A 24138-nucleotide genomic window follows, 5' to 3' on the forward strand; every position below is an offset into this window, starting at 1 on the left:
GGGCGTGGTGGTGACGCCGTGAGCGGGCTGCCGGGGCAGCCACGACCGGCGGACGCGTCCGCGTGCCTAGGCTGGCGGCGTGCTGAGGGTCGGCCTGACGGGTGGGACGGGCGCCGGCAAGAGCACGGCGGCGCGACGGCTCGCCGAGCTGGGTGCCGTCGTCGTCGACGCCGACGCGCTGGCCCGCGAGGTGCTCGCCGTCGGCACGCCGGGCCTGGCGGCTGTCGTCGCCGAGTTCGGCGACGACGTCCTCGCGCCCGACGGCTCGCTCGACCGGCCGGCGCTCGGGCGGGTCGTCTTCGGCGACGCGGGGCGGCGCAGGGCGCTGGAGGCCATCACCCACCCGCTCGTGCGCGAGCGGCGCGAGGCCCTCGTGGCCGCCGCGCCCGTGGACGCCGTCGTCGTCGACGACATCCCCCTCCTCGTCGAGTCCGGGCGCGCGGCGCACTGGCCGCTCGTCGTCGTCGTCGACGCCCCGCTGGACGTGCGCGTGGCCCGGCTCGTCGCCACCCGCGGGATGGCCGAGGAGGACGCCCGCTCCCGCGCCGCCGCGCAGGCGAGCGACGAGGAGCGCCGGGCCGCCGCCGACGTGCTCCTGGACAACGCCGGCGACGAGCCGGCCCTGCGCTCGCACGTGGACGCGCTCTGGCACGAGCGGCTCGTCCCCTTCGAGCGGAACCTCCGCGCGGGTCGGCCTGCCCCCCTCCCGTCGGCGGGCGCCGCGGTCGACGCAGACCCGGCGGACCCAGTGGACCCGGCGCGGGCCGAGCGGCTGCTCGCCCGCGTCCGTCGGGCGGCGGGGGAGCGGGCCCGCTCCGTCGTGCTCGTCGGTCCGCGCCCCGCCGGAGGGGCCGCGCACGAGCTGCCGGAGGTCCTCGTCCTCGTCGACGACGCCGCGACGGCGGACGACGTGGCCGACGACCTGCGCGGCGCCGGCCTCGTCCGGCTCACCGGCGCCGCGGCGGACGAGCGGCGCGGTGGGGCGGGGCCGGGGGCGCTGGCCGTCGGCGCGGACCCCGCGGGTCCGGTCGTCTGCGTGGTCCGTGGGGTCGCACCAACCGGCTGACCGGCGAGGACGCCGGGACGGTGACCAGAGGCGAGGACGGCGGAGCCGTCTTCGGTGGCGGCGCCTACCGTGGCCTGCATGAGACCGGTGACCGACCTGCAGCGGACCGTCGCGCCCTTCGAGGTCGTCTCGGAGTTCTCCCCGAGCGGGGACCAGCCGCGGGCCATCGCCGAGCTGGCCGCCCGGGTGGAGGCGGGGGAGAAGGACGTCGTCCTGCTCGGCGCGACGGGCACGGGCAAGTCCGCGACGACGGCGTGGATGATCGAGAAGCTGCAGCGGCCCACGCTCGTCATGGCGCCGAACAAGACGCTCGCGGCGCAGCTGGCCAACGAGTTCCGCGAGCTGCTGCCGCACAACGCCGTCGAGTACTTCGTCTCGTACTACGACTACTACCAGCCCGAGGCGTACGTCCCGCAGACCGACACCTACATCGAGAAGGACTCCTCGATCAACGACGAGGTCGAGCGGCTGCGGCACTCGGCCACGAACTCGCTGCTGACCCGGCGGGACGTCGTCGTCGTGGCCTCGGTCTCCTGCATCTACGGCCTGGGAACGCCGCAGGAGTACGTCGACCGGATGCAGCGCCTGCACGTGGGCCAGCAGGTCGAGCGCGACGAGCTGCTGCGGCAGTTCGTCACCATGCAGTACACGCGCAACGACCTCGCCTTCACCCGCGGCACCTTCCGCGCCCGCGGGGACACCGTCGAGATCATCCCCGTCTACGAGGAGCTGGCCGTCCGCGTCGAGTTCTTCGGCGACGAGATCGAGGCGCTGTACACGCTCAACCCGCTGACGGGGGAAGTCGTGGCCGAGGAGAAGGAGATGTACGTCTTCCCGGCCACCCACTACGTCGCCGGGCCCGAGCGGATGGAGCGCGCCGTCGCCTCCATCGAGGCCGAGCTGGCGGGCCGGCTGGAGGAGATGGAGCAGCAGGGCAAGCTGCTGGAGGCCCAGCGGCTGCGGATGCGGACCACCTACGACGTCGAGATGATGCGCCAGGTCGGCGCCTGCTCGGGCATCGAGAACTACTCCCTGCACATCGACGGCCGCGAGCGCGGCTCGGCCCCCAACACGCTGCTCGACTACTTCCCCGAGGACTTCCTCCTCGTCCTGGACGAGAGCCACGTCACCGTGCCGCAGATCGGGGCGATGTACGAGGGCGACATGAGCCGCAAGCGCACCCTCGTCGACCACGGCTTCCGGCTGCCGAGCGCCATGGACAACCGGCCGCTGAAGTGGGAGGAGTTCCTCGGGCGCATCGGCCAGACCGTCTACCTCTCGGCGACGCCCGGGGACTACGAGCTCGGACGGGGCGACGGCCACGTCGAGCAGATCATCCGCCCCACCGGGCTCGTCGACCCCGAGGTCGTCGTCAAGCCGACGAAGGGCCAGATCGACGACCTGCTCGAGGAGATCCGCCGGCGCGCGGAGAGGGACGAGCGCGTGCTCGTCACGACGCTGACGAAGAAGATGGCCGAGGACCTCACCGACTACCTCCTCGAGCACGGGGTGCAGGTGCGCTACCTGCACTCCGAGGTCGACACCCTGCGCCGGGTCGAGCTGCTGCGCGAGCTGCGCCAGGGCGAGTTCGACGTCCTCGTCGGCATCAACCTGCTGCGCGAGGGCCTCGACCTGCCCGAGGTCTCGCTCGTCAGCATCCTCGACGCCGACAAGGAGGGCTTCCTGCGCAGCGGGACCTCGCTCATCCAGACGATCGGGCGCGCCGCGCGCAACGTCTCGGGCCAGGTGCACATGTACGCCGACACCGTGACGCCGTCGATGGCCAAGGCCATCGACGAGACCAACCGGCGCCGGGACGTGCAGCTCGCCTACAACCGCGAGCACGGCATCACGCCCACGGCGCTGCGCAAGCAGATCCGCGACATCACCGACATGCTCGCCCGCGAGGACGCCGACACGGCTGCGCTGCTCGGTGGCGGGGGCCGGCAGCAGTCCCGGGGCAAGACGCCGGTGCCGGGGATGGCCTCGCGGCAGGGCGAGGGCGCCGCCGAGCGCCGCGAGCGGCTCGGGCAGATGCCGGCGGCCGAGCTGTCCGAGCTCATCCAGAGCCTCACCGACCAGATGCACGCCGCGGCCACCGAGCTGCAGTTCGAGCTGGCCGGCCGGCTGCGCGACGAGATCGGCGACCTCAAGAAGGAGCTGCGCGGCATGCAGGCCGCCACCGGGTGACCGCTCGCCCCCCCGACGGCCGGGTCGGTTGCTCCGGGCGCCCTCGCGGCCGCATACTCCTCGACGTCGAGGAGGGGAGTATCCCTGCGCGACGGCCTCGTCACCACGACGGCGCCCGGCCGAGCCGGGGCCTCCGGGGCCGTCGGTCCTGCGTCGGCCGCCGAGCGCGGCCGGCGCCCGGGCGGGAGAGACCTCCGGTAGAGCACGACCAGCCTCCGGAGGACACCTGTGGACGTACCCCTGCTCGTCTGGGGCCTGACCGTCGCCGGCATCGTCGGCATGATCGCCTACGACTTCGTCGTGCACGTGCGGACGCCGCACAGCCCGAGCATCAAGGAAGCGGCGGTCTGGTCGTCGGCCTACATCGGCATCGCCGTCCTCTTCGGCCTGGGCGTGCTCCTGCTCGCCGGCCCGGTGTACGGCGGGGAGTACTTCGCCGGGTACATCACGGAGAAGAGCCTGTCGGTCGACAACCTCTTCGTCTTCGTGCTCATCATGAGCAGCTTCGCGGTGCCCCGGGAGTACCAGCAGAAGGTGCTCCTCATCGGCATCGCCCTGGCGCTGGTGCTGCGCACCATCTTCATCGCGCTCGGCGTCGCCGTCATCGAGAACTTCGCGTGGGTCTTCTACATCTTCGGCGCCTTCCTCCTCTACACCGCCTACGTGCAGGCCAAGGCCGGCCGCACGGACGAGCACGAGGACGAGGAGTTCAAGGAGAACCTCCTCCTGCGCGTCTCGAAGCGGGTGCTGCCGACGACGGACGACTACCACGGGGACCGCTTCACGACCCGCATCGACGGCAAGCGGTTCGTCACGCCGATGCTCGTCGTCATGATCGCCATCGGCAGCGCCGACCTGCTCTTCGCCGTCGACTCGATCCCGGCCATCTTCGGGCTCACGCAGGAGCCCTACCTCGTCTTCACGGCCAACGCGTTCTCCCTCCTCGGGCTGCGTCAGCTCTACTTCCTCATCGACGGGCTGCTGGACCGCTTGGTCTTCCTGCACTACGGCCTGGCGGCGATCCTCGGCTTCATCGGCGTCAAGCTGCTCATCCACGCGCTGCACGAGAACGAGCTGCCCTTCATCAACGGCGGCGAGGCCGTCTACGCCATCCCCGAGGTGCCGATCTGGATGTCGCTGTCCTTCATCGTGCTCGCCCTCGGCGTCACCACCGTCGCGTCGCTGCGGGCCGGCGCGAGGACCAAGGCCGCCCAGGCGGCCGTCGCCGACGGCCCGGACGTCGACGCCGCGGGCGAGGGTTCCCCGACGGAGGCGCCCAGCGCCACCCGCTCGCCCGTCGACGAGGGCCTGCGGGACGGCGGCGCCCTCGACCAGGTGCCCGACGACACGCCGACCGCCGCCGGTCGCAGCGGTGACGGGAGCGGCGAGCACCGGCGGTGACCGTCCCGGGATGGCTCTGGGCGGCGACGATCGGCGCGGCCGTGCTCTTCCTCGCGGTCGACGTCCTCCGCAGCCGCCGGGACCCCCACGAGCCGTCCCCGCGCGAGAGCGGTCTCCACCTGGCCGGCTTCGTCGCGGCGGCGCTCGTCTTCGGCCTCGGCGTCTGGGCCTTCGCCGGCGGGCGGTACGCGGGAGAGTTCTACGCCGGCTGGTTGACCGAGTACTCGCTGTCGGTGGACAACCTCTTCGTCTTCCTCCTGATCTTCCGCCGCTTCGGCGTCCCCCGGGAGCTGCAGCAGAACGCCCTGCTCGTCGGCATCGTCCTGGCGCTGGTGCTGCGGGCCGGTGTCATCGCCGTCGGCGCCAGCCTCGTCTCGGCCTTCAGCTGGGTCTTCTTCCTCTTCGGCGCCTTCCTGCTCTTCACCGCCGTCAAGCTGGTCCGCGAGGCCGGGCCCGGGGACGACGAGGACGCCGAGCAGGAGGTGGGGGAGAACCGCCTCGTCCGGCTGGTGCGCCGCGTCCTGCCCGTGACCGAGGACTACCGCGGCCCGTCGCTGCTGGTCCGCGAGGGCGGGCGGCGCGCGGCGACGCCAATGCTGCTCGTCCTTCTCGCCCTGGGGACGACGGACCTGCTCTTCGCGCTCGACTCGATCCCGGCGATCTTCGGCCTGACGAGCGAGCCCTACCTCGTGCTCACCGCCAACGTCTTCGCGCTCATGGGGCTGCGGCAGCTGTTCTTCCTCGTCGGCGACCTGCTCAAGCGGCTGGTCTACCTGGACCTGGGGCTCGCGGTGCTGCTGGCCTTCGTCGGCGTCAAGCTCGTCCTCGAGGCGCTGCACGAGAACACGTTGCCCTTCCTCAACGGAGGCGAGCCGGTCGAGTGGGCGCCGGTCGTGCCGGTCTGGCTCTCGCTCACCGCCATCGTCGTCATCCTCGGGGTGACGACGGTCGTCTCGCTCGCGGTGAGCCGGCGCCGTGACCGCTCGACGTCGGCGGGCTGACCTGCCTCTTCAGCACTGACCTGCCTCTTCAGCACTGACCTGCCTCACCAGCACTGACCGGGCCTCACCAGCACCGACCGGGCCTCACCAGCCGCGCCGCCGCCACTCCGGCAGGTGCACGCGCTCGGCCTGCAGCGTCGTCGGCTCGCCGTGGCCGGGCAGCACCTCGGTCTGGTCGGGCAGGACCATGAAGAGCCGGTCCTCGACGTCGTGGAGCAGCTGGGTGAAGCGGTCGGGGTCCCCGCCCGTCGCCCCGACGCCGCCGGGGAAGAGGCTGTCGCCCGTGAAGGCCAGCACCCGCCCCGACGGGTCGTGGTGGACGAGCGCCACCGAGCCGGGCGTGTGACCGCGCAGCGCGACGACGTCGAGCCGCAGGTCGCCGACCTCGACGACGTCGCGGTGGTGCAGCTCCCGGTCCGCCGGCACGGGCAGGTCGCCGGCGTCCGGCGCCCCGACGAGCACCTGGGCGCCGGTGGCGGCCACGACCTCCGCCAGCGCCCGGTGGTGGTCGGCGTGCCCGTGCGTCGTCACGACGACGTCCAGCCGGCCGTCGGCCAGCTCCAGCAGCCGCGGCGCGTCGTCCGCGGCGTCGACGAGCAGCCGCGCGCCGGTCGCCGTGCACTCCAGCAGGTAGCAGGCGTTGTCCATGCCCGAGACCCGCGCGACGTCGACGCGGACGGCCTCCAGCGGCGCGCGGTCCTCGTGCGGCAGGCTCGCGCTCGCGCTCATCGGGTGCTCCTCCTCGGCCGCGCGCTCACCGCGGGTCCTGGTGGTGGACGTCGCCGAGGGCGTCGGCCGCGCGGACGAGCGCCAGGTGGCTCAGCGCCTGCGGCGTGTTGCCCGCCTGCCGGCGCACGTCGGTGTCGTACTCCTCCGACAGCAGACCGAGGTCGTTGCTGCAGGCGAGGCACGTCTCCATGAGGGCCTCGGCGTCCTCGACCCGTCCCATCCGGGCGTACTGCTCCACGAGCCAGAAGGAGCAGGCCAGGAACGGGTGCTCGTCGCCCTCCAGCCCGTCGAGCCCCGGACCGGTGTCGTAGCGCAGCACCAGGCCGCCGCGCAGGAGGTCCTCCTCGATGGCCCTCACCGTCCCGACCATCCGCGGGTCGTCGGCGGCCAGGTAGCCCACCTGCGGGAGCATGAGCAGCGAGGCGTCCACGTGCGGCTTGCCGTACACCTGCGTGTAGGTGCCCCGCCCGGCGTCCCAGCCGTGCTCCTCGATCTCCGCGCGCACGCGCTCGCGCAGCTCCTCCCACCGCTCGGCGGGGCCCTCCATGCCACCCTCGCGGACGGCGCGGGCACCGCGGTCCAAGGCCGCCCAGACCATGGCCCGCGAGTGCGTGAAGTGGTGCAGGTCCCCGCGCATCTCCCAGATGCCGTGGTCCTTGCGCTCCCAGTGCTCCTCGACGTACCCGAGCAGCGCGCGCTGCAGCGGCCAGGAGAACTGGTCCTCGGCGACGCCCTCGCGCCGGGCCCGGTCGAGGGCCACGAGCACCTCGCCGAGCACGTCGGCCTGGTACTGGTCGACGGCGCCGTTGCCCGTGCGGACGGGCAGCGAGCCCTCGTACCCCGGCAGCTGCGGCTGCTCGCGCTCGGGCAGCTCCCGCTCCCCGGAGATGCCGTACATGATCTGGACGTCGGCGGGGCTGCCGGCGACGGCGCGCAGCAGCCACTCGCGCCAGCGCTCCGCCTCGTCGCGGTAGCCGTGCGTGAGCAGGGCCTCCAGGGTCAGCGCGGCGTCGCGCAGCCACACGAACCGGTAGTCCCAGTTGCGCCCGCCGCCGAAGTCCTCGGGCAGCGACGTCGTCGCCGCCGCCACGATGCCGCCGGTGTCAGCGTGGGTGAGCGCCCGCAGCACCAGCAGCGAGCGCTTGACGGCCTCCTCGTGCCGCTCGCCCGCCTCGGCCCGGTCGGCCCACTCCTGCCACCACGCGAGCGTCGTCTCGAGGCGGTGGTCGACGTCCAGGCGCGAGGGCATGTCCCGGTAGGAGCGGTACCACGTGAGGCTGATGTCGTGCCGGTCGCCCTCGGCGTGCTCCCACTGCCCGGCGTGGCGGTGGTCGACGGGTCCCGGCATGGGCCCGCCGCGCAGGAGGAAGGCGTCCGGCCCGGCGACGGCGAGCAGCCCGTCCAGGCCGTCGGGGTCGGTGACGCGCCGCACCCACGGCTCGACCTTGGCGTAGTCCGGGCGGACCACGAGCTCCTGCCGCATCGCCACGGTGCCGCTGACGCCCTCGACGCGGCGGACGACGTCGGCGCGCAGGTCGTTCATCGGCATGAAGTCGGTGACCGTCACGACCCCCGTGGACGTCGTCCACGTCGTCTCCAGGACGAAGGTGTCGCCGACGTAGCGACGCTGCGCGGTGGCGCCGTCGTCGACCGGGCGCACGAGCCAGCGGCCGTGCTCGTGCGTGCCCAGCAGCGCGCTGAAGACGGCGGAGGAGTCGTAGCGCGGCAGGCACAGCCAGTCGACGCTGCCGTCCCGCCCCACGAGGGCGGCGCTGTGGCAGTCGCTGATGAGCGCGTAGTCCTCGATGCGCAGGTCCGTCATGGCGGGAGGCTCCCACGAGCCGCCGCCCGCCACGACCGAGACCAGGGACGTGCCCCTCTGTGCTTGCGGCCTCTCCCGGTTGCCGGGAGGGTGACCTCCCCTGGAGCCGCGACGGCGCGCGCAGGACCGCCGCCCCCGACGTCAGGAGCCCCGCCGTGACCACCCTCGTCGTCCTCGGCGCCGCCGGGGACCTGACCTCGCGCCTCCTGCTCCCCGGCCTGGCCGACCTGCTCGTCAGCCACCACGGCGGGGACCTCGACCTGCACCTCGTCGGCGCCGACCGCGACGAGCGCGAGCAGGCCTGGTGGACGGGCGTCGTGCGCGCGGCCGCCGAGTCCGCCGGGGCGCGGGGGCCGGCCGTCGACGCCCTCGTCGAGAGCACCCGGTACGCCGCCGTCGACGTCTCCGAGCGGGGGTCCCTGGCCCGGCTGGTCCAGGAGGCCGGCGCCGAGGGGCCGGGCGGGCCCGGCGGGCCGGGGGACGAGGCGAGCTCGCGCGACGTCGTCCTCTACTTCGCCCTCCCGCCCGCCGTCACCGGGTCGGCCCTGCGGGCCCTGCAGCCCGGAGACCTCCCGCACGGCACCCGGCTGGTGCTGGAGAAGCCCTTCGGGCACGACCGGGAGTCGGCCGCCGAGCTCAACGAGCTCCTCACGACGCTGGTGCCCGAGGACCACGTGCACCGGGTCGACCACTTCCTCGGCAAGTCGACGGTGCTCAACATCCTCGGCCTGCGCTTCGCCAACCGGCTGTTCGAGCCGATGTGGAGCGCCGAGCACGTCGAGCGGGTCGACGTGGTCTTCGACGAGGACCTCGGGCTGGCCGGGCGCGCCGGGTACTACGACCACGCCGGTGCGATGGCCGACATGGTGCAGAGCCACCTGCTGCAGCTGCTGGCGCTCCTCGCGATGGAGCCGCCGTCGACCATCTCGCCCCGGGACCTCCGCGACGCCAAGGCGGCGGCGCTGCGGGCGACGCGCCTGTGGGACGAGGACGACCCGGCGTCCTGCACGCGCCGGGCCCGGTGGACCGCCGGCACGATCGGGGACGAGAAGCTCGGCGCCTACGCCGACGAGCCGGGCGTCGACCCCGAGCGCGAGACCGAGACGCTCGCCGAGGTCGTCCTCGCCGTCGACACCTGGCGGTGGGCGGGCGTGCCCTTCCGGCTGCGCTCGGGCAAGGCGCTGAGCACCCGGCGCAAGGAGGCGGTCATCACCTTCAAGCACGTGCCGCACCTGCCGACGGGGCTGCTCGGGACCCAGTCCCCGACCCGGCTGCGCATCGGCTTCGGGCCGGACGACGTCACCCTCGAGCTCGACCTCAACGGCGAGGACGACGCCTTCGGCCTCGAGCGCGCCGCGCTGAGCACCGAGCTGTCACCCGGGGAGCTGACGGCCTACGGGCAGGTGCTGCTCGGCGTCCTCAAGGGCGACCCGACCCTGTCGGTGCGCGGGGACACCGCCGAGCAGTGCTGGCGCGTCGTCGAGCCCGTGGTGAGGGCCTGGTCGCAGGGCCTCGTCCCCCTGGAGACCTACCCCGCCGGCAGCGGTGGCCCCCGCGGCACCGGGCTCATGGCCGACGTCGACGCCCAGGGCTGCGTCTGACCTCGTCCCGGGGGGCGGGCCCGCCGGCACGGACGGCGTCGTCGGGGGTCGCACCTACGATCGAGCCGTGCAGTCAGAGCTGGTCATCCGCGGCGCCCGCGAGCACAACCTCCGGGACGTGTCGCTCGACCTCCCGCGGGACGCGATGGTCGTCTTCACCGGGCTGTCGGGGTCGGGCAAGTCCTCGCTCGCCTTCGACACGATCTTCGCGGAGGGCCAGCGCCGGTACGTCGAGTCGTTGTCGGCGTACGCCCGGCAGTTCCTGGGGCAGATGGACAAGCCCGACGTCGACTTCATCGAGGGCCTGTCCCCGGCCGTCTCCATCGACCAGAAGTCGACGAGCCGCAACCCCCGCTCGACGGTCGGGACCATCACCGAGGTCTACGACTACCTGCGGCTGCTGTGGGCGCGCGCCGGGCAGCCGCACTGCCCCGTGTGCCGGGAGCCGATCGGCCGGCAGAGCCCACAGCAGATCGTCGACCGGCTGCTGGAGATGCCCGAGGGCACGCGCTTCCAGGTGCTCGCGCCCGTCGTGCGCGGGCGCAAGGGCGAGCACGTGGAGCTCTTCGCCGAGCTGCAGACCAAGGGCTTCTCCCGCGCCCGCGTCGACGGCGACGTCATCTCCCTCGCCACGCCGCCGCAGCTGGACAAGAAGTTCAAGCACGACGTCGAGGTCGTCGTCGACCGCCTCGTCGTGCGCGACGGCGCCAAGCGGCGCCTCACGGACTCGGTGGAGACGGCGCTGGGCCTGTCCGACGGCGTCGTGCTCGTCGACCTCGTCGACGCGGCCGAGGGCGAGCAGCGCGAGCGACGCTTCTCCGAGAAGCTGGCGTGCCCCAACGAGCACCCGCTCGCGCTCGACGAGGTGGAGCCGCGCACCTTCTCCTTCAACGCGCCGTACGGCGCCTGCCCCGAGTGCACCGGCATCGGCACCCGGCTGGAGGTCGACCCCGAGCTGCTGGTCCCCGACGAGGAGCTGACCCTCGCCGAGGGCGCCATCGCCCCGTGGGCCGCCGGCTCCGGCTCGGCGGAGTACTTCCAGCGCGTCATGGGCGGCCTGGCCGACCAGCTCGGCTTCTCGATGGACACGCCGTGGCGGGCCCTGCCGCAGCGCGCCACGAAGGCCCTGCTGGAGGGGCACGAGCACGAGGTGCACGTGCGCTACCGCAACCGCTTCGGGCGCGAGCGGGCCTACTCCACGGGTTTCGAGGGCGTGGTGCCCTTCGTCCGCCGCCGGCACGCCGAGACCGACTCGGAGTGGTCGCGCGAGCGGTACGAGGGCTACATGCGCGAGATCCCGTGCCCGGTGTGCCGGGGCACGCGGCTGCGCCCGGAGGTGCTCGCCGTCACGGTCGGCGGGCGGTCGATCTCCGAGGTGTGCGCCCTGCCGGTCGACGAGGCCGCGGCCTTCCTGCGCGACCTGCAGCTGGGGGCGCGCGAGCGGCAGATCGCCGACGCCGTCCTCAAGGAGATCAACGCCCGCCTCGGCTTCCTGCTCGACGTCGGCCTGGACTACCTCTCCCTCGACCGCGCCGCCGGCACGCTGTCGGGCGGGGAGGCGCAGCGGATCCGGCTCGCGACCCAGATCGGCTCGGGCCTCGTCGGCGTGCTCTACGTGCTCGACGAGCCGAGCATCGGCCTGCACCAGCGCGACAACCGCCGGCTCATCGAGACGCTCACCCGGCTGCGCGACCTCGGCAACACGCTCATCGTCGTCGAGCACGACGAGGACACCATCCGCGCGAGCGACTGGGTCGTGGACGTGGGCCCGGGCGCCGGCGAGCACGGCGGGCACGTCGTCCACTCCGGGCCCGTGCAGGGGCTGCTCGACCACGAGTCCTCGCTCACGGGCCAGTACCTGTCCGGACGCCGGTCGGTGCCGGTGCCGTCGTCGCGGCGGGCGCGGGACCGCTCGCGCCAGCTCGTCGTCAAGGGCGCCCGGCAGAACAACCTGCGCGGCGTCGACGTCGCCTTCCCGCTCGGCTGCCTCGTCGCCGTCACCGGGGTCTCGGGCTCGGGCAAGTCGACGCTCGTCAACGACATCCTCTACACCGTGCTCGCCAACAAGCTCAACGGCGCCAAGCGGGTGCCGGGGCGCCACCGCACCGTCACGGGCCTGGAGCACCTCGACAAGGTCGTCCACGTCGACCAGAGCCCCATCGGCCGGACGCCGCGCTCCAACCCGGCGACGTACACCGGGGTGTGGGACCACGTGCGCAAGCTCTTCGCCACGACGACCGAGGCGAAGGTCCGCGGCTACCAGCCGGGGCGCTTCTCCTTCAACGTCAAGGGCGGCCGCTGCGAGAACTGCCAGGGCGACGGCACGATCAAGATCGAGATGAACTTCCTGCCCGACGTCTACGTGCCCTGCGAGGTCTGCGACGGCGCGCGGTACAACCGCGAGACGCTCGAGGTGCACTTCAAGGGCCGGACGGTGGCCGACGTCCTCGACATGCCGATCGAGGAGGCCGTCGACTTCTTCGCCGCCGTCCCGGCCATCTCGCGGCACCTGCGGACGCTCGTCGACGTCGGTCTCGGCTACGTGCGGCTCGGGCAGAGCGCGCCGACGCTGTCCGGCGGCGAGGCGCAGCGGGTCAAGCTCGCGGCCGAGCTGCAGAAGCGCTCGGCCGGACGCACGGTCTACGTGCTCGACGAGCCGACCACGGGCCTGCACTTCGAGGACATCCGCAAGCTGCTCGGGGTCCTGCAGGGCCTCGTCGACAAGGGCAACACCGTCCTGGTCATCGAGCACAACCTCGACGTCGTCAAGAGCGCCGACTGGGTCGTCGACATGGGCCCCGAGGGCGGCGGGGGCGGCGGCCGGGTCGTCGCCGAGGGCACGCCCGAGCAGGTCTCGCGGCGGGTCGAGAGCCACACCGGGCGCTTCCTCGCCGAGGTGCTCGGCACCGGGGAGCACGCCGGCGGACCGACCCGATCGGCCGACGCGCTGCCGCCGCCGCGGCGCACACCGGCGGCGGCCACCGCCTGACCGTGGGCCGGTCGTCCGGTCGTCCGGTCGCCCGGTCGTCCGCCGACGCCCTGCCCGACTGCCGGGCAGGCGGTCCGGCGGCGGCGTGGGATGGGCCAAGATGCCTGCGCCCCCTGACCCGCCTGCGCCCCCTGACCCGCCTGCGACCCCCGGTCCGCCGGCGGCGCCCGGCACGCTCGTGCCCCACCCGACCTTCCTCACCGCGAAGGACCTCTGATGTCTGCTGCTGACGCCACCGTCCCCTCCCTCACCGACCGGCTCGACGCCGGCCCGGTCCTGTGCGCCGAGGGCTTCCTCTTCGAGCTGGAGCGGCGCGGGTACCTCACGGCCGGGGAGTTCGTGCCCGAGGTGGCCCTGGAGTTCCCCGAGGCGCTGCGCGCCCTGCACGTGGACTTCCAGCGCGCCGGCTCCGACGTCGTCGAGGCCTTCACCTACAACGGCCACCGCGAGAAGATGCGGGTCATCGGCAAGGAGGACCTGCTCGAGCCGCTCAACCGGGCCGCGCTGCAGATCGCCCGCGGCGTCGCCGACGCGAACCCCGGCGACCTCATGGCCGGCAACATCTCCAACACCAACATCTGGGACCCCGCCGACCCGGCCCGCCAGGCCGAGGTCCGCGGCATGTTCGAGGAGATGGTCGGCTGGGCCGTCGAGGAGGGCGCCGACCTCGTCATCGGGGAGACCTTCTACTTCGCGCAAGAGGCCCTCACGGCCCTCGAGGTCATCAAGGCCTCGGGGCTCCCCTCCGTCGTCACCCTCGCGCCGATGGCCTTCGAGGAGATGGCCGACGGCATGGGCATCGTCGAGACCTGCCAGCGGCTCGAGCAGGCAGGGGCCGACGTCGTGGGCATGAACTGCTTCCGTGGCCCGCAGACGATGCTGCCCTGGCTGCGGCAGATCCGGGAGGCCGTGTCCTGCCACGTCGGCGCCCTGCCCATCCCGTACCGGACGACCGACGCCGAGCCGACCTTCTTCAACCTCTCCGACGACCGCGCCGCCGTGCCGTCCCCGCACGGCCGGACCTTCCCCACCGCGCTGGACCCGCTGTACACCAACCGGTACGAGATCGGGGCCTTCGCCAAGGAGGCCTACGACCTCGGCATCCACTACCTGGGCGTCTGCTGCGGCGCCTCGCCGGTCCACCTGCGGGAGACCGCCGAGGCCGTCGGCCGCACCACGCCGGCCAGCCGCTTCTCCGAGAACATGAGCAACCACTTCATGTACGGCAGCAACGAGCGGCTCCCCGAGCACATCGTCGCCCTCGGCGACCGGGCCTGACCGTCGCCTCCGGCGACCGGCCTGACCGTCGCCTCCGGCGACCGGGCCCGGTCGTCGTCCCCGGCCGGGCGTGGCGGCGGCCGCCCGGACGCCGTCGGCCACCGCCGCGCCGCCGACCTAGTCTGGGGCGGTGGCCGACCCGTCCTCCTACCGACCGAGGCCGGGGGAGATCCCGGACACGCCGGGGGTCTACCGGTTCCGCGACGCGCACGGACGGGTCATCTACGTCGGCAAGGCCCGCAGCCTCCGGCAGCGGCTGAACAGCTACTTCGCCGACGTCGCCGGGCTGCACCCACGCACCCAGACGATGGTGACGACGGCCGCGTCGGTGGAGTGGACGAGCGTCGCGACCGAGGTCGAGTCGCTCCAGCTGGAGTACTCCTGGATCAAGGAGTTCGACCCGCGCTTCAACGTCAAGTACCGCGACGACAAGTCCTACCCCTACCTCGCCATCACGATGGGGGAGGCCATCCCCCGCGTGCAGGTCATGCGCGGCACCAAGCGCAAGGGCACCCGGTACTTCGGGCCTTACACCCACGCCTGGGCCATCCGCGAGACGGTCGACCTGCTCCTGCGGGTCTTCCCCATCCGCAGCTGCTCGGCCGGCGTCCTGCGGCGCGCGGCGCAGGTGGGACGACCGTGCCTGCTGGGCTACATCGGCAAGTGCTCGGCGCCCTGCACGGGGCAGATCAGCGAGGAGGACCACCGCGCCCTCGCCGAGGACTTCGCCGACTTCATGGCCGGGCGCACGGCGAGGTTCGAGCGCAGGCTCGAGGCGGAGATGCGCGAGGCCTCGGCGGACCTGGACTTCGAGCGGGCCGCACGCCGCCGCGACGACCTCGGCGCGCTGCGCCGGGCGCTGGAGAAGAGCGCCGTCGTCCTGCCCGACGCGACGGACGCCGACGTCTTCGCCCTCGCCGAGGACGAGCTGGAGGCGGCCGTCCAGGTCTTCCACGTCCGCGGCGGGCGCGTCCGCGGCCAGCGGGGCTGGGTCGTGGAGAAGGTCGAGGACGTCAGCACGGCCGGCCTCGTCCAGCACCTGCTGCAGCAGGTCTACGGCGACGCCGAGGCGGTGATGGCGGCGGCCGACCCCGAGGACCTCTCGGCCCGCCGCCCGGGGGAGGGGCGCAGCGCCCCCACGGGCGCCGTCCCGCGCGAGGTCCTCGTGCCGGTCGCGCCGCAGGACGCCGAGCAGATGACGGAGTGGCTCACGGGGCTGCGCGGGTCCGCCGTCGACGTCCGCGTGCCGCAGCGCGGAGACAAGCGGGCGCTCCTGGAGACGGTGGAGAAGAACGCCGGGCAGGCGCTCGCGCTGCACAAGACCCGCCGCGGCGGTGACCTGACCACCCGCAGCCTGGCGCTGCAGGAGCTGCAGGAGGCCCTCGACCTCGACGAGGCCCCGCTGCGGGTCGAGTGCTACGACGTCTCCAACCTCCAGGGCACCGACGTCGTCGCCTCCATGGTCGTCTTCGAGGACGGGCTGCCCCGCAAGGGCGAGTACCGCCGGTTCGCCGTCCGCGGGGACTCGGTGCGCGCCGGGGACGAGCAGGACGACACGGCGTCGCTGCACGAGGTCATGCTCCGACGCTTCCGTCGCCACCTGTCGGCGAGCGGCGCGGTCGCCGGCCCGCCGCCCGAGGGGCTCACCGACGACGCGGCGACCGGCCCGGCCGCCGGCGGGGCCGGTGGCAGCGCGGACGAGCCCGCGCACCAGCCCGTCGACCCCGACACCGGCCGCCCCCGCCGCTTCGCCTACCCGCCGCAGCTCGTCGTCGTCGACGGCGGTCGCCCGCAGGTCGACGCCGCGGCCCGGGCGCTGTCCGAGCTCGGCATCAGCGACGTCGCCCTGGTCGGCCTCGCCAAGCGGCTGGAGGAGGTCTGGCTGCCGGGCGAGGAGTTCCCTGTGGTCCTGCCCCGCCAGAGCGAGGGGCTCTACCTGCTGCAGCGGGTGCGCGACGAGGCCCACCGCTTCGCCATCGCCTACCACCGGCAGAGGCGCAGCTCGTCGATGACCCGCAGCGCCCTCGACGACGTCCCCGGGCTCGGCCCGGCCCGCCGCCAGGCACTGCTCAAGCGGTTCGGCTCGCTCAAGCGGCTGCGTGCCGCGACCGTCGACGAGGTCTGCGAGGTGCCCGGCGTCGGCCCCGCCACCGCGCGGGCGGTGCTGGACGCGCTGGCTCCCGCGGGCGAGAAGGTGCCGGCCCAGGCGAGCGCCGGACGCGCCGACGACGCCCCCCTGCGCGTCAACACGGCCACCGGCGAGCTGCTCGACGACTGAGCGAGCGCGCCACGCCCGCCCGCCTGCGACGTGGCGCGGGGGCTCGGCGTCGACGCCGGGCGGGCACGCTGCCAAGATCGGTGGGTGACCGACGAGCGCCGAGGAGGGGGAGCGACGCCCGTGCCGGGGCGTCCGAGCCCGTGGGGCAACCTCGAGGAGACCGGTGAGGTGCCGGTCGTGCGTCCGGCGAGCGACGGGCCCCACGACGCACGGCCCGACGGCGCGACCGCCGAGCCGCGGGGGTGGTCGAGCGCCGCGGGGGGCGGTGAGGGGCAGCTCCTCCTCCCGGCGGGCGGCGACGTGCCGGCCGAGGCGCCCGCCCCCGAGGACGGCGACCTGGCCGACGTCGAGGAGGCCACCGAGGGGGACCGGGCCTGGGCCCGCACCGGTGAGCACCGTGCCGCGCCACCACCCGCCACGGACGGTCAGGCCTCGCCGGCCCGGACGGCAGCGGCGCCGACGGTGCACGGGGAGAACGCGCAGGCCAAGACCGAGGTGCTCGTCATCACCGGCATGTCCGGGGCGGGGCGCTCGACGGTCGCCGACCGGCTGGAGGACCTCGGCTGGTACGTCGTCGACAACCTGCCGCCGCAGATGCTCGGCGCCCTCGCGGGGCTCGCCTCGCGCGCGCGGCGGGGCCTGCCGCGGGTCGCCGTCGTCCTCGACGTCCGCGGGCAGGAGTTCTTCCCCGAGGTGCAGTCCGCGCTGGGGGAGCTGCGCGGGCGTGGCGTCGTCGTCCGCGTCCTGTTCCTCGAGGCCTCCGACGAGGCGCTGGTCCGACGGTTCGAGTCGGTGCGGCGCCCGCACCCGCTCCAGGAGGGCGGCCGGATCCTCGACGGCATCCGCCGCGAGCGCGACCTCGTCGCCGCGCTGCGCGGTGGTGCGGACCTGCTCGTCGACACCAGCCAGCTCAACGTGCACCAGCTCGGGGCCCGCGTCGCCGAGGACTTCGGCGAGGTCGGGCGGGCCCGGCTGCAGCTGACGGTCATGTCGTTCGGCTTCAAGTACGGCATCCCGGTCGACGCCGACCACGTCACCGACGTCCGCTTCCTGCCCAACCCCTACTGGGACCCGGCGCTGCGCCCGCACACCGGGCGCGAGGACGTCGTCCGCGACTTCGTCCTCGCCCAGGAGGGCGCCCGGGAGTGGCTCGAGCGGTACGCCGCCGCCCTGGAGCCGGTCGTCGGGGGGTACCGGCGCGAGCACCGCGGCTTCGCCACCGTCGCGGTGGGGTGCACCGGCGGCAAGCACCGCTCGGTCGCCCTCAGCGAGGCGCTCGGCGGGCTCCTGGCCGGCGGGGACGTGAGCACCCGCGTCGTCCACCGCGACCTGGGCCGCGAGTGAGCCCGCAGGGCGGCGTGCACACCGGCGCCCACGCGGGCCCGACGACGGGGCCCCTCAGCCTGGGCGGCCTGCCGCTCACGGCGCCCGGCCGGTCCGGGGACGGCGCCCCGCCGCCCTCGGTCGTCGCCCTGGGCGGCGGCCACGGGCTCTCGGCGTCCCTGTCCGCGCTGCGCCACCTCACCGACCGGCTCACCGCCGTCGTGACGGTCGCCGACGACGGCGGCTCCAGCGGGCGCCTGCGCGCCGAGCTCGGCGTGCTGCCCCCCGGCGACCTGCGGATGGCGCTCGCCGCCCTCTGCGACGACGCCGACTGGGGCCGCACGTGGAGCGACGTCGTCCAGCACCGCTTCGCCGGGGAGGGCGAGCTTCGGGGCCACTCGGTCGGCAACCTCCTGCTCGTCGCGCTCTGGGAGCTGCTCGACGACACCGTCGCCGGGCTGGACTGGATGGCGCACCTGCTGGGGGCGCGCGGCCGGGTGCTCCCCATGTCGCTCGTGCCGCTCGTCGTCGAGGGCGACGTCACCCCCGAGGAGGGAGGACCCAGCCGGGTCGTCCGCGGCCAGGTGGCGCTCGCGACGGCGACCGGCCGCATCGACGCCGTCCGGCTCGACCCCGGCGCGCCGCCCGCCTGCCCCGAGGCGCTCGAGGCCGTGCACGAGGCCGACTGGGTCGTCCTCGGCCCGGGGTCGTGGTTCACGAGCGTCATGCCGCACCTGTGCGTGCCCGAGCTGGCCGAGGCGCTGGGGACGACGTCGGCGCGGCGGTGCGTCGTCCTCAACCTCACCTCGACGCAGGCGGAGACGGCCGGCCTGACCCCGGCCGACCACCTCGCCGCCCTGGCCCGGCACGCCCCCGACCTGCGCCTGGACGCCGTCGTCGCGGACGACCGCTGCGCCCGCGGCCCCGCCGGCGGCGCGCTGGAGCGGGTCTGCGCGGACCTGGGCGCCCAGCTCGTGCTGCGGCGCGTGGCCCGCTCGGCGACGGCCGACGTGCACGACCCGCTGCGGCTGGCCGCCGCCTTCCGCGACGCCTTCGAGGGGGCCGACGCGCTGCCGCGCTGACCGCGCGGGCCGGTAGGGGCGCCGGGCGCCACGCGCCGCCGGAGCCTCGTCGGCCGGCTCGAGGTGGCCGGCTCGAGGTGGCCGGTCGACGTGGCCGGTCGACGTGGCCGGTCGACGTGGCCGGCCCCGGGCCGGGGAGGCCGGCTCCGGTGCGAGGATGGGTGCATGGCACTGACGGCGCAGGTCAAGGACGAGCTCAGCCGCCTCCCCGTCACCCGTTCGTGCGACCGCAAGGCCGAGACCTCCTCGGTCCTGCGCTTCGCCGGCGGGCTTCACATCGTCTCCGGGCAGGTCGTCGTGGAGGCCGAGCTCGACACGGGGGCGGCCGCGCGGCGGCTGCGCAAGGACGTCAGCGAGGTCTTCGGCGCCTCGTGCGACGTCGTCGTCCTCTCCCCGGGGGGGTTGCGCCGCGGCACCCGCTACGTCGTCCGGGTCCTGCGGGAGGGCGAGGCCCTGGCGCGCCAGACCGGCCTGCTCGACACCCGCGGGCGCCCCGTGCGGGGGCTGCCGCCGCAGGTCGTCGGCGGGGCCGCCTGCTGCGCGGAGGCCGCCTGGCGGGGGGCCTTCCTCGCGCACGGCTCGCTCACCGAGCCCGGCCGCAGCGCCTCCCTGGAGATCACCTGCCCCGGGCCGGAGGCGGCCCTCGCGCTCGTCGGCGCGGCCCGCCGTCTCGGGGTCTCCGCCAAGGCCCGCGAGGTGCGCGGCGTCGACCGTGTCGTCGTCCGCGACGGCGACGCCATCGGCGCCCTGCTCACCCGCCTCGGCGCGCACGACGCGGTCATGGTCTGGGAGGAGCGGCGGATGCGCCGCGAGGTCCGGGCCACGGCCAACCGGCTCGCCAACTTCGACGACGCCAACCTGCGCCGCTCCGCCCGGGCGGCGGTGGCGGCGGGCGCCCGCGTCGAGAGGGCCCTGGAGATCCTCGGCGACGACGTGCCCGAGCACCTGCTCGTCGCCGGACGCCTCCGGTGCGAGCACCGCCAGGCCTCGCTGGAGGAGCTGGGCGCCATGGCCGACCCCGTGATGACGAAGGACGCCGTCGCCGGGCGCATCCGACGGCTGCTGGCCATGGCCGACCGGCGCGCCGTCGAGACCGGCGTCCCGGGCACGGAGGCCAACCTCACCCCCGACATGCTCGAGGCCTGAGGCCGGCGCCGCCCCGGGCGCCCCGCCCAGGCTGTGACCCGAGTCACATCCGGGGGCACCTCTCCGGTGCCCGCGAGGGCCGCATCCCCTAGGGTCGGTGGCGCAGGGCCGGACGCGACGAGCCACCCGCGAGGGCGCTCCCACCGCCGTCGGCCCGGACCGCCGTGCAGCACCTCCCGTCGGCCCGCCCCCGCGGGCCCAGCACCCCCTGGAGACTCGACGTGACCATCCGCGTGGGCATCAACGGCTTCGGCCGCATCGGCCGCAACTTCTTCCGCGCCGCCCTGGCCTCCGGCGCCGACGTCGAGGTCGTCGGCGTCAACGACCTCGCCGACAACCAGGCCCTGGCCCACCTCCTGAAGTACGACTCCCTCCTCGGTCGCCTGGCGCAGGACGTCTCCGCCGACGAGAAGGGCCTGACGATCGGCGGCCGGCACGTCGCGGTCTCCTCCGAGCGCAACCCGGCGGGCCTGCCCTGGGGAGACCTCGGGGCCGACGTCGTCGTGGAGTCGACCGGCATCTTCACGAGCGGCTCGAAGGCCAGGGCGCACGTCGACGCCGGGGCCAAGAAGGTCATCATCTCCGCGCCGGCCACCGACGAGGACGTCACCGTCGTGATGGGCGTCAACGAGGGCACCTACGACCCCTCGGCGCACACGATCATCTCCAACGCCTCGTGCACGACGAACTGCCTCGCGCCGATGGCCAAGGCGATCCACGACGCCTTCGACATCAAGCAGGGCCTCATGACGACGGTGCACGCCTACACCGCCGACCAGAACCTCCAGGACGGCCCGCACAAGGACCCGCGCCGGGCCCGTGCCGCCGCCCTCAACATCGTGCCGACGTCGACGGGCGCCGCGAAGGCCATCGGGCTGGTCCTGCCCGAGCTCAAGGGCAAGCTCGACGGCTACGCGCTGCGCGTGCCCGTGCCCACGGGCTCGGCCACCGACCTGACCGTCACGGTCGGGCGCGAGACCTCGGTCGCCGAGGTCAACGCCGCGGTCAAGGCCGCCGCGGACGGGACGATCCTGCGCTACACCGAGGACCCGCTGGTCTCCTCCGACATCGCCGGCGACCCGGCGTCGTGCATCTTCGACGCCGGCCTCACCAAGGTCATCGGCGACCAGGTCAAGGTCGTCGGCTGGTACGACAACGAGTGGGGCTACTCCAGCCGCCTCGTCGACCTCGTGAAGCTCGTCGGCGCCGACCTGTGAGGTCGCTGGAGCAGCTCGCCGCCGAGGTCGACGGCCTCGGCGGCAAGCGCGTCCTCGTCCGCAGCGACCTCAACGTCCCGCTGGCCGAGGAGGACGGCGTCCGCCGGATCACCGACGACGGGCGCATCCGGGCCTCGCTGCCCACGTGGCAGGCGCTGCTGGACCAGGGCGCGCGGGTCGTCGTGTGCGCCCACCTCGGCCGTCCGAAGGGCGAGCCGGAGGAGAAGTACTCCCTCGCCCCGGTCGCCGAGCGTGTCCGCGAGCTGCTCCCGGGCACCACGGTGCGGTTCGCGACCGACCTCGTCGGGGAGTCCGCGAGGGCGCAGGGCGACGCCCTCGGCGACGGAGAGCTCCTGCTGCTGGAGAACCTGCGGTTCGAGAAGGGCGAGACGAGCAAGGACGACGACGAGCGCGGCCGGCTCGCCCGAGACCTCGCCGACGGCGCCAGCGCCTACGTCGGTGACGGCTTCGGCGCGGTCCACCGCAAGCACGCCTCGGTCTACGACGTCCCGCGGCACCTGCCGTCGGCCGCCGGCGGGCTCGTGCTCGCCGAGGTGGAGGTGCTCCGGCGCCTGACGACCGACCCGGCCCGGCCCTACGTCGTCGTCCTCGGCGGCTCGAAGGTCTCCGACAAGCTCGGGGTCATCGAGGCCCTGCTCGGCGCCGCCGACAAGATCCTCGTCGGCGGCGGCATGGTCTTCACCTTCCTCGCGGCGCAGGGCCACGACGTCGGGTCGAGCCTGCTCGAGCGCGACCAGCTCGACCGCGTGCGCGGCTACCTGGCGACCGCCGCCGAGCGGGGCGTGCAGATCGTGCTGCCCACCGACGTCGTCGCGGCCACCGCCTTCTCCGCCGACGCCGACCACGCCGTCGTGGCCGCCGACGCCATCCCCGCCGACCGGATGGGCCTGGACATCGGGCCGGAGTCCTCGGCGGCCTTCGCGAGCGCCCTGGCCGACGCGGGCACCGTCTTCTGGAACGGCCCGATGGGCGTCTTCGAGATGGAGCCCTACGCGGGCGGCACCCGGGCCGTCGCCGAGGCGATCGCCGGCTCGGACGCCTTCTCGGTGGTCGGCGGCGGAGACTCCGCCGCGGCCGTCCGCGCCCTCGGGCTGTCCGAGGAGGACTTCGGCCACATCTCGACCGGCGGGGGTGCGAGCCTGGAGTACCTCCAGGGCGACGTGCTGCCCGGCCTGCAGGCACTGGAGGACTGACCCGTGGCGTCGCGCACCCCGCTCATGGCGGGCAACTGGAAGATGAACCTGGACCACCTGCAGGCGGCGTCCACCCTGCAGAAGCTGGCGTGGACCCTGCAGGACGCCTCTCACGACCACTCCAGCGTCGAGGTCGTCGTCCTGCCGCCGTTCACGGACCTGCGGACGGTGCAGACCCTCGTCGACGGCGACAAGCTGGAGATCCGCTTCGGCGCCCAGGACCTGTCCGCGCATGAGAAGGGCGCGCACACCGGCGAGGTGTCGGGAGCCATGCTGGCCCGGCTCGGCTGCTCCTACGTCGTCGTCGGGCACAGCGAGCGGCGCGAGGGCCACGGCGAGGCCGACGAGGTCGTCGCCGCGAAGGCCCGCAAGGCGCTCGAGCACGGCATCACTCCCGTCGTCTGCGTCGGGGAGGGTCTCGACGTCCGGCAGGCCGGGCGGCAGGTCGAGCACGTCCTCGCCCAGGTCGACGGCTCGCTCGCCGGCCTGGACGCCGCCGCGGTCGCGGGGCTCGTCGTGGCCTACGAGCCGGTGTGGGCCATCGGCACCGGCGAGGTGGCGACGCCGGCTGACGCGCAGGAGGTGTGCGGGGCCATCCGCGCCCGGCTGCGCGAGACGCACGGCGACGAGGCCGCCGAGGGAGTCCGCGTGCTCTACGGCGGCTCGGTCAAGGCGAGCAACGTCGCGGCCGTGATGGCCGAGACCGACGTCGACGGAGCCCTGGTCGGCGGCGCCAGCCTCGACCCGGGCGACTTCGCCGCCATCGTCCGCTACCAGCACCACCACGGCGGCAGCTGAGCGCTCCTCCTGCCCGACGGCCCCACCCGGTGCACCCGACCGGGTGGGGCCTCGGCGCACCCGGGTCGTGGTGGGGGTCCGGCGTGCTCACCGCTCGTCGCGGGCCGTGACCCTGGCCACATCCCGTACCCTGGGCGCCGCGCGGCCGCTCGCTGGACGTGAGCGCACGAGGAGATCGACCACGGCACCGGTCCGTGGGTCACCGAGGAGGAGAGCACCCTGATCGACGTCCTGAGGATCGTGCTGATGGTCCTCCTCGCCGTCACCGGCCTCTTCCAGGTCATGCTCGTCCTGCTCCACAAGGGCAAGGGCGGTGGCCTGTCGGACATGTTCGGCGGCGGGATGTCCGCCAGCGTCGGCAGCTCCGGCGTCGCCGAGCGGAACCTCAACCGGCTGACGGTGGGGATGGCGCTCGTCTGGGCGGCCGTCGTCGTCCTCCTCGGCCTGGTCGAGCGTTTCGACCCGACGATCTGAGAGAGGCCGACGACCCGGCCGGAGCGGCAGCGGCGGCCAGCAGCACGAGCAGCACGAGCACGACGAGCAGCACCGGGAGCACGACCACCAGCACGTCATGAGGGACGTGCCCGACGGCGTGCACGAACGAGGAGGGGTCCAGTGGCGGGAGGCAACGCGATCCGGGGCAGCCGGGTCGGGGCGGGGCCGATGGGAGAGGCCGAGCGTGGCGACAGCGCGCCCCGCGTGGTCATCTCCTACTGGTGCGCCAACGAGCACGAGGTCCGCCCGAGCTTCGCGCAGGACTCCGGCGTCCCCGTCCCCGAGACGTGGGACTGCCCTCGCTGCGGCTTCCCGGCCGGGCAGGACCGCGCGAACCCGCCGCAGCCCCTGCGCAACGAGCCGTACAAGACGCACCTCGCGTACGTGAAGGAGCGCCGCAACGACGCGGACGGCGCCGCACTGCTCGAGGAGGCCCTGGAGTCGCTGCGCGCCAGGCGGCTCGTGCCCTGAGCCCGCTCACCCACCACCGTCGACGGCCCGCATCCCC

The 24138-nt window shown here is 74.3% G+C and carries 18 protein-coding genes; 16 read left to right on the forward strand and 2 right to left on the reverse strand.

The window, feature by feature from the left end; genetic code table 11:
• Positions 1-79 precede the first annotated feature (79 nt).
• From coaE to WDV86_RS14000, 4 genes are all read left to right on the forward strand, one after another.
• Positions 80-1066: a dephospho-CoA kinase gene (gene coaE, locus WDV86_RS13985; RefSeq protein WP_339568244.1), complete on the forward strand. Its 987-nt coding sequence runs from the start codon at positions 80-82 to the stop codon at positions 1064-1066.
• 78 nt (positions 1067-1144) lie between these two features.
• Complete coding sequence (gene uvrB, locus WDV86_RS13990; protein WP_339568245.1) at positions 1145-3256, forward strand: excinuclease ABC subunit UvrB; 2112 nt, start codon at positions 1145-1147, stop codon at positions 3254-3256.
• 228 nt (positions 3257-3484) lie between these two features.
• Positions 3485-4657: a TerC family protein gene (locus WDV86_RS13995; protein WP_339568246.1), complete on the forward strand. Its 1173-nt coding sequence runs from the start codon at positions 3485-3487 to the stop codon at positions 4655-4657.
• Positions 4654-5658 (forward strand): TerC/Alx family metal homeostasis membrane protein, encoded by a 1005-nt coding sequence (locus tag WDV86_RS14000; RefSeq protein ID WP_339568247.1) that lies wholly within the window; start codon positions 4654-4656, stop codon positions 5656-5658. Before WDV86_RS13995 ends, WDV86_RS14000 begins: the two co-directional genes overlap by 4 nt.
• Before the next feature lie 84 nt (positions 5659-5742).
• Here the strand turns inward: WDV86_RS14000 and WDV86_RS14005 are convergent, their stop codons facing one another.
• The gene (locus WDV86_RS14005; RefSeq protein ID WP_339568248.1) at positions 5743-6387 is read right to left on the reverse strand and encodes an MBL fold metallo-hydrolase; all 645 of its coding nucleotides are present in this window, start codon (positions 6385-6387) and stop codon (positions 5743-5745) included.
• Positions 6388-6412: 25 nt separating this feature from the next.
• Positions 6413-8209 carry a glycoside hydrolase family 15 protein gene (locus WDV86_RS14010; RefSeq protein ID WP_339568249.1) on the reverse strand — a complete coding sequence of 599 codons (1797 nt, stop codon included), beginning with the start codon at positions 8207-8209 and terminating at the stop codon, positions 6413-6415.
• Positions 8210-8364: 155 nt separating this feature from the next.
• On the opposite strand from WDV86_RS14010, the gene WDV86_RS14015 reads away from it, so the two are divergent.
• The 12 genes from WDV86_RS14015 to WDV86_RS14070 all read left to right on the forward strand — a co-directional run bounded on the left by WDV86_RS14015 (position 8365) and on the right by WDV86_RS14070 (position 24101).
• Entirely contained in the window at positions 8365-9810 is a 1446-nt protein-coding gene (locus WDV86_RS14015; protein WP_339568250.1) for a glucose-6-phosphate dehydrogenase, read from the forward strand.
• 67 nt (positions 9811-9877) lie between these two features.
• On the forward strand, positions 9878-12799 hold the full coding sequence (uvrA, locus tag WDV86_RS14020) for an excinuclease ABC subunit UvrA (RefSeq protein WP_339568251.1): 2922 nt from the start codon (positions 9878-9880) through the stop codon (positions 12797-12799).
• 216 nt (positions 12800-13015) lie between these two features.
• A complete protein-coding gene (locus WDV86_RS14025; RefSeq protein ID WP_339568252.1) occupies positions 13016-14077 on the forward strand; it encodes a homocysteine S-methyltransferase family protein in 1062 nt (353 codons plus the stop codon).
• A 130-nt stretch (positions 14078-14207) separates the two neighbouring features.
• Positions 14208-16355 (forward strand): excinuclease ABC subunit UvrC, encoded by a 2148-nt coding sequence (gene uvrC, locus WDV86_RS14030; RefSeq protein WP_339568253.1) that lies wholly within the window; start codon positions 14208-14210, stop codon positions 16353-16355.
• A gap of 336 nt (positions 16356-16691) precedes the next feature.
• Complete coding sequence (rapZ, locus tag WDV86_RS14035; RefSeq protein WP_445263097.1) at positions 16692-17699, forward strand: RNase adapter RapZ; 1008 nt, start codon at positions 16692-16694, stop codon at positions 17697-17699.
• A gap of 59 nt (positions 17700-17758) precedes the next feature.
• Positions 17759-18760, forward strand: coding sequence for a gluconeogenesis factor YvcK family protein (locus tag WDV86_RS14040; RefSeq protein ID WP_445263098.1), 1002 nt, complete (start codon positions 17759-17761; stop codon positions 18758-18760).
• 165 nt (positions 18761-18925) lie between these two features.
• Positions 18926-19906, forward strand: coding sequence for a DNA-binding protein WhiA (whiA, locus tag WDV86_RS14045; RefSeq protein ID WP_339568256.1), 981 nt, complete (start codon positions 18926-18928; stop codon positions 19904-19906).
• 221 nt (positions 19907-20127) lie between these two features.
• The gene (gap, locus tag WDV86_RS14050) at positions 20128-21123 is read left to right on the forward strand and encodes a type I glyceraldehyde-3-phosphate dehydrogenase (RefSeq protein ID WP_339568257.1); all 996 of its coding nucleotides are present in this window, start codon (positions 20128-20130) and stop codon (positions 21121-21123) included.
• Complete coding sequence (locus WDV86_RS14055) at positions 21120-22337, forward strand: phosphoglycerate kinase (RefSeq protein ID WP_339568258.1); 1218 nt, start codon at positions 21120-21122, stop codon at positions 22335-22337. The genes gap and WDV86_RS14055 overlap by 4 nt, the downstream gene beginning before the upstream one ends.
• A 3-nt stretch (positions 22338-22340) precedes the next feature.
• Complete coding sequence (gene tpiA, locus WDV86_RS14060) at positions 22341-23135, forward strand: triose-phosphate isomerase (RefSeq protein WP_339568259.1); 795 nt, start codon at positions 22341-22343, stop codon at positions 23133-23135.
• Between the two features lie 222 nt (positions 23136-23357).
• Positions 23358-23609: a preprotein translocase subunit SecG gene (gene secG, locus WDV86_RS14065; protein WP_445263099.1), complete on the forward strand. Its 252-nt coding sequence runs from the start codon at positions 23358-23360 to the stop codon at positions 23607-23609.
• Between the two features lie 141 nt (positions 23610-23750).
• A complete protein-coding gene (locus WDV86_RS14070; RefSeq protein WP_339568261.1) occupies positions 23751-24101 on the forward strand; it encodes an RNA polymerase-binding protein RbpA in 351 nt (116 codons plus the stop codon).
• Positions 24102-24138: the final 37 nt, after the last annotated feature.

The organism is Pseudokineococcus sp. 1T1Z-3 (assembly GCF_037482365.1).
Taxonomy (GTDB): domain Bacteria; phylum Actinomycetota; class Actinomycetes; order Actinomycetales; family Quadrisphaeraceae; genus Pseudokineococcus.